The organism is Geitlerinema sp. CS-897 (assembly GCF_028368005.1).
GTDB classification, from domain to species: Bacteria; Cyanobacteriota; Cyanobacteriia; order Cyanobacteriales; family Geitlerinemataceae; genus Baaleninema; species Baaleninema simplex.
Window position 1 is genome coordinate 1 of sequence record NZ_JAQNCQ010000305.1, and the last position, 12092, is coordinate 12092.

Below are 12092 nucleotides of genomic sequence, written 5' to 3' on the forward strand. Positions count from 1 at the left end.
AAGATTCGGAAAATGACGACTGACTTCTTGCGACCACTGTTTGAGGTAAGCTGAGTTGTATTTCATGGCTTCTCCTAAACGAGTCTACGGCTTTCTCTTTGTCGGCTCTTTCTCTCTCTATTACAATCATAGCCTTGTCAGAGGGGGGGATGGGGGGAAGACTTCTTGAAACCTAGCTTATCGGAAAAGGATGAAGTATCAGTTTCCGAAAATTTGTGGGTTTAAAGCCCTGCCATTACAGTCAACAGCCAACAGTGGACGCGGCTCACTGAAAAAGCGGTGGGACATACCTTAGAGGCTTGGCGAGAAACTAGGCTTCCCACCTAGAAGTGGTTAAACTCCGGCTCCTCTATAACCCAAGACTCATCGCGGCTTCAGTCCGATGAGTGTCAAAGAGCATCAGTCCGATCGCCTCGATCGCTCGATACCCTCTGCGATCGACCACCCGACGCGCGAGGGCGACAAATCGTGGCTTGAATTCCCAAAAACAAAGCGTGAGGGTCGTCGTGCAGCCACGGCGTCCAGGCGGGAACGCGCTGTATCAACGCCTTTTTCAATCGTTCCCCGTCGCCTCCCGTCAAGACAACAGGGGTATTGGGGTAGTCTTGCCACCAGGCTTCGATAAAGTCTCGCAAGCCTGCTAGAACGGTGTAAGTAATGCCGCTTTGAATCGCGGTGTGGGTATCTCTCGCCCAACGTTGGGGAACGATCGCGTCGTCTCCTCGAGCGATTTCGGGGAGAGCGCCAGTCTCTCGAGCCAGAGTGCGGATTTGCAATCCCAACCCCGGTAAAATCGCACCGCCGACGAGAGTGCGATCGCTGCCGATACCCGTCAGTGTCAAGGCGGTTCCGCCGTCAACGAGCAGCACGGGAAAGCCGTAACGGGTTCCGGCTCCCAGTACGGCTAACGCGCGATCGATGCCGAGGGTCGGATACAATCCCCGCAACGGTACGTTGTCGAGACTCAAATTCGTGAGCGGGACGCGGGAACGCCACAGCTTCAGTCGATCGGGAACCACAGACGCGACGACGAGACGAAGATCGCCTTGCGCGGCGACGGCACCCCAAGGCGAAAAGTCGAACTGACTGCTCTGGAGGCGATCGATCGCCTCTGCGTCTAAATGGGGGGTGTTCCAAGTGATGACGAGGTTGTCTCCCTCGAACCGCGCCCAATGTAAGCGCGAGTTGCCGATTCCCAAGGCCAGCCACGGACGACGGTTATCGATCGAGTCAGAAAAATCAGACATCGCTAGAATAGGAAGAGCGGTCAGTACGAGGTAGAGGGGCGCAGTGGCTCCCAACCATTGCAATTTAATATTTTTTTAATAAAAATATAATAAGCGTAACCGACTCCTCGAAAGAGTTCGTTTAAATTCTATAGATTCAGGCCAGTCTTTCGTTCAAAGTGCTAACTCTACCTTCGGTCGTCGTTCGTCCGTATTACAAGAAATTTCGTTAAAGAATTTTTTATGTCTTCCCTCAGTTCTTCCTCCGATCTCGTTGTTCCTACCAATACCACCGACTCGATCTCAAACGAGACTCGATCGCGCGAGACGACGGAGCGAGAAAATCCCACGCCGCCGCGAGATCGCTCGGCACTCGAACGACAAGTTCAACTGGCAACGCTCCTCAACGAAATTAACATTCAACTGAGCAGTACCCTCGATCTCGACGAAGTGCTTTCGACCGCCTGTCGGTTACTCTGTCGCACTCTAAACTGCAACCGCGCCAGCGTTCTCGTGCGCGAAGAGGACGATCGCGACCTGTTCGTCACCCGAGGCGAATACAACGACGGGGACTATCCGTCCCAACTCGGCATCGAAGTCAACCCGCACGAGAACCCTCACTTACAAGCGTTGCAACAAACGTCAAAATCCTTAGCAGTCAAACGATTTATCGACTTTCCCGGTTTGGGAGAAGCCGCCAAGCAGATCGTCGAATCTTTGCAAATTCGCTCGATATTAGCGGTCGCCACGCGCCACCAAGGAGAAATTAACGGCATTATCGGCTTGCACCAGTGCGATCGCGAGCGAGAGTGGCAACCCTGGGAACAGCAACTTCTCGAAGGGGTGGCCCGTCAACTCGGCATCGCCATCGATCGCGCCCGTCTCCACAAAGCGACTCGCGACGCCGCCGCACAGGAAGCCTTTCTGCGCCTAGTGACGAACAAAATCCGCAACACCCTCGATACAGAAACCATTCTCAACACCGCCGTTCGGGGGGCGCGACGGTTGCTACAAGTCGATCGCGTCGTCATCTACCAATTTCACGAAAATTGGAACGGTAGCGTTGTCGTCGAAGATGTAGTCGAACCCTGGACGTCCGTATTGGGTAATATGGGCGCTGACGACTGCTTTTCTGGAGAGTACGCCCACCTGTATCGAGAAGGGCGAGTCCGGGCGATCGACGACATCTTCGAGGATGAAAACCTCGATCGCTGTCACGTAAAGTTCCTCGAACGCTTGCAAGTTCGGGCGAACCTCATCGTCCCCATTCTCCTCGGAAAACCCCGGCCGAACGACCTCCCCAAACTTTGGGGATTGCTCGTCGCCCACCACTGTCGCGCCCCGCGACGCTGGAAAACCCGCGAAAGCCATCTGATGACGCAACTTGCCGACCAATTGGCGATCGCCATCGGACAAGCGGATTTATACACCAAATCTCAAGCCCAGGCTCAGCGAGAGAATTTGCTGCGGTTGATGACCGATCGCGTGCGGCGCAGTCTCGATCTCCCCGAAATTTTACAAACCGCCGTCACGGGAATTCGCGATCTCCTCGAGACCGATCGCGTGGTGGTCTATCAGTTTACAGAAGGCTGGCAAGGGGAGGTGGCAGTCGAGGACGTTGCCCGTCCCGAATGGTCGATTTTAAATCAAGAAACGCGCGACGATTGTTTTCACGGCGAACGCGCTCGCTCGTACCTTCAAGGACGCGTGCGGGCGATCGACAACGTTGGGATCGACCCCGACCTCGATCCGTGTCACCGGGATTTTCTCGAGAGCCTTCACGTTAAAGCTAACCTCATCGTTCCCATCGTCACCCGAGGAACAGATTCTGGGGAACTCTCAGAATCGCGACAGTTGTGGGGATTGCTCCTCGCTCAAGCCTGTCAGTCCCCCCGTTCTTGGAAACCCACAGAAATCGAACTGCTCTCGCAACTGGCCGAACAGGTGGCGATCGCCGTTCAACAGGCCGAACTCTACGCCCAAACGAAAGCTCAAGCTCAGGAGTTGCGAGAAGCCCTCGATCGCCTGCAATCGACACAACTGCAACTCATCCAAAGTGAAAAACTCTCCGGGTTGGGTAAAATGGCGGCCGGTGTCGCCCACGAAATCAACAACGCTAACAATTTCATTTTTGCTAACCTTCACTACGCCAGCGAATACGGAACGTCGCTGTTGGAGGGACTCGAAACGCTTCACAGCCAAGAGGTCGAAGACTTGAAAGAAGACCTCGATTTCGATTATCTCTGCGACGACTTTCCCAAGGTCATGAAATCCATGAAAGATGGAAGTCAGCGAATTTCGAGTGTAGTGAATGCCTTGCAAACCTTTTCGCACCTCAACGAAGCCGAACTCAAACCGGTGGATTTACATGAGTGTCTCGATAGTAGTTTGGTGATGCTACAACGGCGGTTTAAATCCGATTTGAAAGTCTGCAAGCAGTACGACGAAACCTTGCCGGAAGTCGAATGTCGTCCCGGTCAAATCAATCAAGTGTTTTTCAATTTAATTGAAAACGCCCTCGACGTTCTCGAAGACCTCGAAATACCTGGCAAACTCGCGCTTCGTACCGAGCGACTGTCGGACGACTGGGTGCGTGTGGCGGTACGCGATAACGGCCCGGGAATTCCCGCAACCGTGCGCGATCGCGTTTTCGACCCGTTTTTTACCACCAAAGCCGTCGGACAAGGCACGGGGTTGGGTCTCTCGACCTGTTATCAAGTGGTAGTCCAAAGTCATAAGGGCAAACTTTACGTCAACGATCGCCTCCAATCAGGAGCGGAAATCGTTATCGAATTGCCCGTGCGTCACGAGGACGCCGAATCGCGCTGATACAATCGCTAGAAATTGTCTGTATCGAGGAGAACAGGTTGTGGGTTGGATCGTTACAGCGTCGATCGTGTTGGTGTGGTGGTTTGGAGGGTTGTGGACGGGCGTTCCGACGGCGTTGGCTCAAACCCATCTGACGGAAATTCAGTTCGAGCAGTTAGAACAGATTTTCGATCGCGCCATGCGATCGAGCCAACAGGGAAATTTCGTCGAAGCCGAAGATCGCTGGAGCGAAGCGATCGAACAGTTCCCCGACAATCCTGCCCTGTGGAGCAATCGGGGTAACGTTCGCGTCAGCCAAAACCATCTCGAGGCGGCTTTATCCGACTATAACCGGGCGATCGAATTGGCTCCAGAGGTTCCCGACCCCTATCTCAATCGCGGCACGGTGTACGAAGCCTTGCAACGCTGGGACGACGCGATCGCCGATTACAATTGCGTATTAGACCTCTCCCCCGACGATCCCGCCGCTTACAACAATCGCGGAAACGCCAAAGCCGGACGGGGGAATTGGGAAGACGCCGCCGCCGATTACAAAACAGCGGTGGAACTCGCCCCGGATTTCGCCTTCGCCCGCGCCAATTACGCTCTCGCTCTCTATCAAATTGGAAAAACCGATGAAGCCGTGCGTCGCATGAAAAATATCGTGCGTCGTTACCCCCAGTTTGCCGATATGCGAGCGGCTTTGACAGCGAGTTTGTGGGCGAAGGGAAGCCTCGGAGAAGCTGAAAGTAACTGGGTCGCTGCTTACGGGTTAGATTCCCGCTACGGCGATTTAGAGTGGGTGGCGCGGATACGTCGCTGGCCGCCTCGGATGGTGGAGGCGTTAGGAAATTTTTTGAATTTAAGCGGCCGGTGAAGAGGGGACGAGGAAGTATTTCTCCTTATCACCTCTTCTCTGTCACGATGCGAATGGTTCCCGTCATGCCCGCTTCGGCGTGACCGGCGATGGTACAACGCAAATCGTAGGTTCCCGGTTTTTCGGGGACGAACACCCATTCGGCAACGGAGGCGGGTTTGAGTTCGAGTTCGTGGATCGCGCCTTTGATTTCAACGTTTCCGGCTTCGACTTTACGCGTCCAACTGGCATCGGCGAAATCTTTGGCAGTGAAGTAGTGTTTCTGGGGACTGGGGTTATCGAGAACGAGTTTGTAGGTGCGTCCGGCGACGAACTCGAAGTTGTTAGGAAAGAATTTTAATTCGTCGGCCGCGCTGCCGAGGCTCACGGGGACTTCGGTGGTCTCGACGCGGGCGATGGCAGTTTGACTCGAAGCTGCGGCAATTCCGGTGTTGTAGAGGTTGATGAGGAGGGCGATCGCCAGAACGATCGACCCCCGAACGATCGGGTGCAGATTGGGTATCGTCATCTCGATTTCTCCAAACTCATCTCGGGTTAATTCGATCGGATTTGTCTATTTTGCCACCTTTGGTTCTGGACGTCGAAACTCGAGCGATCGCGCACTCTGTAAAAACACGCAAATTAGTCTTATGGAAATTCAGTAAATTTTCGGAGCAAAGTTTCAGTGTTTCTGAAGCCTTTAAACAACGTATATTTCTCACTAGACAGGTGGCTCTTCTAGAAGGTTAAACTGTACGAAAGTCGATCGTTTATTTGCCCAAGGTCTCGTATCTATTTGTATACTTTTTTGTAAAAAAAGAAACAAAAACAAAAAAATGTTGCGAGACTTACAGCTTTTATTTAACGAGATCGGCTTTACCAAGTCTTTACCTCATATTAGTCCTGGGTTGACTTGGGGCGACTCGAACCGCTTCACAAAAAAATCAATTAAACTTTAGTATTTTTTTACACTTTACGAACGAAACAATTCAGTTATAATGTCTGGAATCTATTACAATTAAAAAACGCGAGGGAGCAGTAAAGAGACTTTTTTGAGGATAAAGGAGATCGAAGCTGGTCTGACTATCTGAGGACAGCATTGCGTCCGACAACTCAAGTATTCGCTCCCTAATATTTTCGGTGTTGTTATAGTGTTACAAATTTAGATTTCCAACACTTGTAAAAGTTGCAACTTGTAAACGACGTTACAACAGACTTAACCAACAAGGGGTTAGAAGGTATGACTATGACAGAAGAACTTCTTACAAATGCCAATATCGACGAGTTGCTCAGCTATCCCATCGAGCTGTCTAACAACCGCATTCTTATCGTAGATGACTCTCCCTATCTGCTGGCCGCGATGCTGAGGAAATACGGTTACGACGTGCAAACCGTAACTGACAGCCATCAGGCGGTGCGATCGACCGTAGACTCAAACCCCGATCTGATTTTGCTCGATATCACCATGCCGGGAATGGACGGCTACGAAGTCTGTAGACATTTGAAAGCCTCGTCGGAAACCCGCGAGATTCCGGTCATTTTTATTAGCGCCCGCAATGAAGCCATCGACAAAATTAAAGCGTTTCAAGTGGGGGGTTCGGACTATATCAGCAAACAGTTCCAGTTTGCCGAAGTTTTGGTGAGAGTCGAGAACCAACTCAACCAACGACGGCTTCAGAAACAACTCCAAGCGTCCGAAGCCAGAGCGAGAGAAAAGTCCGATCTTTTAGCCAGGGCGCTTCAGCAAGTCCAACAAACGCAATCGCAACTCGTCCAACAAGCGAAGATGTCGAGTTTGGGACAACTGGTGGCGGGAGTCGCCCACGAAATCAACAACCCGATCAACTTCGTTTACGGCAATCTGACTTATCTAGCTGAGTATACGGACAGTTTGCTGAGATCGATCGAACTGTACGACAAGGCACTGCCCGATCCTCCTCCAGAAATCAAAACGGCGATCGAAGAAACCGATCTCGACTTCATTCGATCGGACTTACCGCGACTGGTAGATTCGATGCGGGTGGGAACCGAACGCATCCAGCAAATCGTGCGATCGCTGCGGAACTACTCTCATCTAGACAAAGCCGAGGTGAAAGCAGTAAACCTACACGACGGGATCGATAACACCCTGACCATTCTGCAACACCGTCTCAAAGCCAAACCCGATCTCGCCGCTGTGGAAATCGTCAAATCTTACGGCGAGTTACCCGACATCGAGTGTCACGCCGGACAGCTCAACCAAGTATTTACCAATATTCTCTCGAACGCGATCGACGCCTTGAGCGATCGCCGCCGTTTTGCTCAAACCTCGCACTTGCAAGCCGTTCCCGCGATTTCGATCGAAACTGGCCTCGTTGGAGGCGATCGCGTTTACGTTTCGATCTCCGATAACGGGACGGGGATGTCCGAATCCGTGCGCCAGCGCATTTTCGATCCCTTCTTCACCACCAAAGACATCGGTATTGGAACGGGATTGGGAATGTCTATTAGCTATCAAATTGTTGTCGAACGACATGGGGGCGAGATTCACTGTCATTCGACACCCGGAAAAGGAACTACCTTTACCCTCGAAATTCCCATGCAAGCCGTTGTCGCTCCCATCGATCGACCGTCACCACTGCCAGAAGCACTCCTGCAAGCGGCCTGTTAAAGCGGAAAAGGGAAGTTGACGGGATGACTGGAGGAGGGGAGATAGAACGGTTGACCTGAAAACTGTCTTCACGTTCTGAGTTGGCAGAGAAACTCTAACGGTAAGCCGTCGCTGTCTGCGATAAAGGCAACTTCGTAAACGCGATCGCCGATTTGTTGCTGTTGGGGTTCGAGGAGAACCGTTAGCGGACTCGCGAGTTCGGGGTTGTTCTCGGCGAGAGTGGCGAAGCGGGTTTTGAGGTTCTCCAACCAACTTGGTAAATCCGATACCGCTTCTGTCAAATCGAAGGACAGGTGATAGTAGCCCACGTAATGCTCGTCAGAAAACGCATCCGGGGCAGGTTTCGGTTCGGGAATTTGAATCAGTTCGATGCGTCCGTTCGATCCTTCCATCCAGCAGGCGAGGGTGTATCCCGTGGTGAAGCGATCGCTGACGGCAAATCCCAGCAGTTCGTAAAAGGCGATCGCGCGGTGGATGTCAGCAGTGCGAATGGAAGCGTGATGCATGAACAGAGGGGGAGAGGGGGAGAGGGGGAGACAAGGGGACATCATCTCCTCATCTCCTCATTTCAATCGAAGAGGCGGAAGTAGGGATAGCGAACCGGAACGCCGGGTTCTTTTTCCAAGTCGAAGTTGATGACTGCCCAACAGGGATCGTCTTCAGCGGTGGGGCTGAATTCAACGGGGAGTCCGTAAAGTTTCGGTGGAGGAGAATCGGGGCGATCGCGCCAAGGGGTGCTGCGTTCGAGATAGGCTCCGATAAGTTCCTTGTAGCGTTCGGCAACGATAACGCGGGTGGCGCGGTAGCCCTGGGTGTAAAGTCGATCGAGAGCCTCGTGAATTTCAAAGCGAATGCCATCGGGGTGGGTATGCTGGCGATACCACTCCCCGTTCCACATCCGCCAATGTCGGTTCGACTGTAGATGAACCAATTCTCCCGATTTAGGGCTGGCCTCGAACGCGCCGTGACGCGGACAGAGATAGGTGTCTGTCAGTGTCAGTGCGGGAATCGTTTGCCGACAGTGAGGACACTTGATTTCCGGTCCGAAAATGGGATACTGAGAGCCTGGATCGGTAGGAAAGTCCATGTAACGGTCGCTCGAATCGACTGCGAACTGAAACGTTTCCGAGAAAACGGCGATCGAAATCCCGCCTCCGTCGGACGGCTCGTCCCAGTGTATCTTTATTGTGAAGTACCCAACATCAAATCAAAGATTATGATGTGGGTTTCCTGCTTCATCCGCCGTTACCTCACTGTAAGATTACAGTTGAGTCTTATACAGCGTCCACAGGCAGACACCCGCCTTCCGCAGGCTGAAATCTAGACACTTAGTTATCGCGTTGGGTGCTGGAGTTCCAACACTACTGATTAGTATAGCGCCAACCCCGACCTCGCTTTCCCGGCCACCGCTTTCCCGCCTCGGGTAGAGCGTGGGACTTCCCGCACGGAGAGTTAACCAACCTACTGGTTTGACTTCGAGAATACGCTGTGAAACTGCCGAATTTTTCTAAGGATATGGCAACCCCGACTTATTGGAAACCCGTCGATCTCTCTCCCGCCTCGTTTGTCGCCCCCAACGCGACGGTAGTAGGAAAGGTGCGCATTGCCGAAGGGGTCAGTATTTGGTACAACGCCGTCGTTCGCGCCGACGTAGTGGAGATCGATCTCGGGGCGTATTGCAACGTGCAAGACGGGGCGGTGTTACACGGCGATCCTGGCGAACCGTTGGTTATCGAGGAGTACGTGACGATCGGTCATGGGGCGGTGATTCATAGCGCCCATATCGAACGGGGATCTCTGATCGGCATTCAGGCAACGGTTCTCAACGGCGTGCGGGTGGGGGCTGGTAGTATCATCGGTGCGGGGGCGGTGGTGACGAAGGACGTTCCACCGCGATCGCTCGTTTTAGGCGTTCCGGGGAAAGTGGTGCGTCCGGTTTCGGAAGAACGAGTCGAAGATTCGATCGAACACGCCCGCAAGTACGAACGTCTGGCGCGGGTTCACGCCGGAACGGGATCGGATTTGGGCTTCTACGCCAATTCGGAATCGGGGCGCGGAGAGATATAATGAGTTTTTGATGAGAACCTTTAAGATTTTTTTAAAATAGGAGACCGTCTTATGGACTTCGATTGGCGTTTGTTAGTCGTACTGGGCCCGATCGCGATCGCTCTGGGTTGGGCAGTGTTCAACATCGGTGCTGCCGCCGTGGGACAAATCCAAACTTACCTGAACCGCGAAAGCTAGAGTCGTCCGTTCGCGGCGCGATCGAACCGACTGTGTTCCACCGATGTACTAGGTGTGAAGACAGTCGGTTTTGTATTGGAGAATGGGAAGTGGCAAAATGAACCCTTGTATGTTGGCCGTGTACGTTGAAATTTTTTAATCGTCGAAATTGCGAAATTCGGGGTACGTTCTACTACTGGCATATATTCTTGGGGTCTTGTTGGCGGAAGTACGGGGAATGCCCTACGTTTGGCTGGCTAGTGGTTGTCTGTTGGCGGCGGCGATCCCTTGGATTTGGCGAACGGGACCTCGGGCAGAAGTTTGGATTTCGGTGGGGTTGGTGGGATTTGCCGCGACGCTGTATTTTCAGTTTCGGATGCCTCACCCGACTGCTACGGATGTCAGTCGGTACGCCGGAAACGAGGTGACGGTTCGCGGTACGGTCGTCGAAGTTCCGACGCTCAATCGAAAGCAAGACGCTCGCTTCGTGTTCGAGACGCGGGCGATTTTTTTGGATGACGCCTCGAAATCGGTCTCGGGAAAGCTCTACGTGACGGTTCCGATTTTGCAGGGAACGGGGCTGAAGCCGGGACACGAGGTTTCGGTAACGGGGTATTTATACGAACCCAAACCGCCCCAAAATCCGGGCAGTTTCGACTTCCGCGTCTATTTGGCTAGAAACGGCATTTTTGCGGGTTTGAAGGGAGAATCGATCGCCTGGGACACCGCTAAAGAGCCATCTGGATGGGGATGGTGGCAGTTGCGCGATCGCATCGTCCGCACGCAAGTCGAACGGTTGGGGGTTCCCGAGGGAACGCTGCTGAGTGCGATGGTGCTGGGGCGGCGAGCGGTGGATTTACCTTATGAGGTACGCGATCGCTTTGCGAGGGTGGGGTTAGCTCACGCGTTGGCGGCGTCGGGATTTCACGTGTCGCTGATTTTGGGGGCGGTGTTGGGGTTGGGGCGCAATTTGGGCGATCGCGCGAAGGTTGTCCTCGGGAGCTTCACGTTATCGATTTATGTGGGTTTAGTGGGGTTTCAGGCGTCAGTGTTGCGGGCGGCGTTGATGGGATTTGCGGGGTTGTTGGGACTGGCGACGCGACGCCGCGTCAATCCGGTAGGAGCGTTGTGGGTGGCGGCGACGTTGCTGTTGGTGGTGAACCCGCTGTGGATTCGGGATTTGGGTTTTCAGTTGAGTTTTTTGGCGACGCTGGGGTTGGTGGTGACGGTTCCGCCGCTGGTGAAGCGGTTGGATTGGCTTCCTCCGGCGATCGCACCGTTATTGGCGGTTCCCGTGGCTGCCATGATTTGGACGCTTCCGATTCAACTTTTCGCGTTCGGACAAATGCCCGTTTATAGTGTCGTGGCGAACGTGGTGACGACGCCGCTGTTGTCGGTAGTGACGTTGGGGGGATTTGCGAGTGCGTTGGCGGCGTTGGTGTTTCCGCCTGCGGGAAGTGTCATCGCTTGGGGATTGACGTATCCGATTCGGGGAATTTTAGCGATCGTCGATTTCTTCGCGATGCTTCCAAAAACGGCGATCGCCGTCGATAAAATTGCGATTTGGCAAGTGGCGATTCTCTATGGAATCCTCGGTATCGTTGGGTTGATTTGGCAATGGGAAAACCCTAAGTTTCCTAAATTCCTAGGGTTTGTCGGCTCGTTCCTGGCGGCGGTGGCGATCGCGATCGTTCCGGCGGTGGGGGAAAAGACGAATTTGCTGCGGGTTACGGTGTTGGCGACGCGAGAACAGCCTGCGATCGTGGTGCAGCAGGGATGGAAAACGACGCTGGTTCACGGGGGAGACGTGGAAAACACGCGATATGCGGTGTTACCGTTTTTGCAAAGTGAAGGCGTGAACCGCCTCGAGACGGTGGTGGCGATCGCGGATGGGGAAGGCTGGGAGTTGCTGTCACAGATGTTACCGACCCGTCGAGTGTACGGGGTGGAAGACTCGCTGTCAGTCGAGGCGGACGTGGAGGAATTTGAGGAAATTCGGGTCGAAGACATGGCGGTGCAGTCTCTCTCGTCTCATCCGGAAGTGTTGCAGTTGTCAGTGGGCGGCGAAACCTGGACGATTTTGGGAGATGCGACGCGAGAAGAACAGGCGAGGATGTTGTCGTCGGGGGAATTGTCGGCGGTGTCGGCGATGGGGTTTTGGGGGCGATCGCTCGATCTGCGAATGTTGGATCCCACATTCCGCACTTCAAATGTAGTGTATAAGTAGTATAAAGTGAATCGGAAAGGAATTAGGTATTTCGACTCAGCCAACTGACCCCTTGACTTGAAAATAACATTCAAGAGCCAACTGACTTGACAAAAATAGTAG

At 53.4% G+C, this 12092-nt stretch carries 10 protein-coding genes; 6 read left to right on the forward strand and 4 right to left on the reverse strand.

Annotated elements, in window-relative coordinates; translation table 11 throughout:
• Positions 1 to 389: 389 nt before the first annotated feature.
• Positions 390 to 1247 carry a pantothenate kinase gene (locus POG22_RS19280; RefSeq protein ID WP_498906837.1) on the reverse strand — a complete coding sequence of 286 codons (858 nt, stop codon included), beginning with the start codon at positions 1245 to 1247 and terminating at the stop codon, positions 390 to 392.
• Between the two features lie 222 nt (positions 1248 to 1469).
• Between POG22_RS19280 and POG22_RS19285 the strand changes: the two genes are divergently transcribed.
• Both POG22_RS19285 and POG22_RS19290 read left to right on the forward strand, forming a co-directional pair.
• On the forward strand, positions 1470 to 4055 hold the full coding sequence (locus tag POG22_RS19285) for a GAF domain-containing sensor histidine kinase (protein WP_498906838.1): 2586 nt from the start codon (positions 1470 to 1472) through the stop codon (positions 4053 to 4055).
• Between the two features lie 40 nt (positions 4056 to 4095).
• Positions 4096 to 4911 (forward strand): tetratricopeptide repeat protein, encoded by an 816-nt coding sequence (locus tag POG22_RS19290; protein WP_498906839.1) that lies wholly within the window; start codon positions 4096 to 4098, stop codon positions 4909 to 4911.
• A 28-nt stretch (positions 4912 to 4939) separates the two neighbouring features.
• Here the strand turns inward: POG22_RS19290 and POG22_RS19295 are convergent, their stop codons facing one another.
• Positions 4940 to 5419 (reverse strand): copper-binding protein, encoded by a 480-nt coding sequence (locus POG22_RS19295; RefSeq protein WP_498906840.1) that lies wholly within the window; start codon positions 5417 to 5419, stop codon positions 4940 to 4942.
• Between the two features lie 717 nt (positions 5420 to 6136).
• On the opposite strand from POG22_RS19295, the gene POG22_RS19300 reads away from it, so the two are divergent.
• Positions 6137 to 7540, forward strand: coding sequence for a sensor histidine kinase (locus tag POG22_RS19300; protein WP_498906841.1), 1404 nt, complete (start codon positions 6137 to 6139; stop codon positions 7538 to 7540).
• A 68-nt stretch (positions 7541 to 7608) separates the two neighbouring features.
• Here the strand turns inward: POG22_RS19300 and POG22_RS19305 are convergent, their stop codons facing one another.
• Together POG22_RS19305 and POG22_RS19310 are read right to left on the reverse strand one after the other, a co-directional pair.
• Positions 7609 to 8046, reverse strand: a complete 438-nt coding sequence (locus POG22_RS19305; RefSeq protein ID WP_498906842.1) for a VOC family protein — start codon at positions 8044 to 8046, stop codon at positions 7609 to 7611.
• Positions 8047 to 8108: 62 nt separating this feature from the next.
• On the reverse strand, positions 8109 to 8627 hold the full coding sequence (locus tag POG22_RS19310) for a TIGR02652 family protein (protein ID WP_498906843.1): 519 nt from the start codon (positions 8625 to 8627) through the stop codon (positions 8109 to 8111).
• A 428-nt stretch (positions 8628 to 9055) separates the two neighbouring features.
• Between POG22_RS19310 and POG22_RS19315 the strand changes: the two genes are divergently transcribed.
• The 3 genes from POG22_RS19315 (at position 9056) to POG22_RS19325 (ending at position 11990) form a co-directional block, all read left to right on the forward strand.
• Positions 9056 to 9607: a gamma carbonic anhydrase family protein gene (locus tag POG22_RS19315; RefSeq protein ID WP_498906844.1), complete on the forward strand. Its 552-nt coding sequence runs from the start codon at positions 9056 to 9058 to the stop codon at positions 9605 to 9607.
• A 51-nt stretch (positions 9608 to 9658) separates the two neighbouring features.
• Entirely contained in the window at positions 9659 to 9784 is a 126-nt protein-coding gene (locus tag POG22_RS19320) for a photosystem II protein Y (RefSeq protein WP_017658969.1), read from the forward strand.
• A gap of 148 nt (positions 9785 to 9932) precedes the next feature.
• Positions 9933 to 11990, forward strand: coding sequence for a ComEC/Rec2 family competence protein (locus POG22_RS19325; RefSeq protein WP_498906845.1), 2058 nt, complete (start codon positions 9933 to 9935; stop codon positions 11988 to 11990).
• Positions 11991 to 12092 lie beyond the last annotated feature (102 nt).

Bases quoted from the DNA above. Each gene is read 5' to 3' on its own strand.
- POG22_RS19280 (WP_498906837.1), bottom strand. From the start codon at position 1,247: ATGTCTGATTTTTCTGACTCGATCGATAACCGTCGTCCGTGGCTGGCC.
- POG22_RS19285 (WP_498906838.1), top strand. From the start codon at position 1,470: ATGTCTTCCCTCAGTTCTTCCTCCGATCTCGTTGTTCCTACCAATACC.
- POG22_RS19295 (WP_498906840.1), bottom strand. From the start codon at position 5,419: ATGACGATACCCAATCTGCACCCGATCGTTCGGGGGTCGATCGTTCTG.
- POG22_RS19300 (WP_498906841.1), top strand. From the start codon at position 6,137: ATGACAGAAGAACTTCTTACAAATGCCAATATCGACGAGTTGCTCAGC.
- POG22_RS19305 (WP_498906842.1), bottom strand. From the start codon at position 8,046: ATGCATCACGCTTCCATTCGCACTGCTGACATCCACCGCGCGATCGCC.
- POG22_RS19310 (WP_498906843.1), bottom strand. From the start codon at position 8,627: ATGGACTTTCCTACCGATCCAGGCTCTCAGTATCCCATTTTCGGACCG.
- POG22_RS19315 (WP_498906844.1), top strand. From the start codon at position 9,056: ATGGCAACCCCGACTTATTGGAAACCCGTCGATCTCTCTCCCGCCTCG.
- POG22_RS19320 (WP_017658969.1), top strand. From the start codon at position 9,659: ATGGACTTCGATTGGCGTTTGTTAGTCGTACTGGGCCCGATCGCGATC.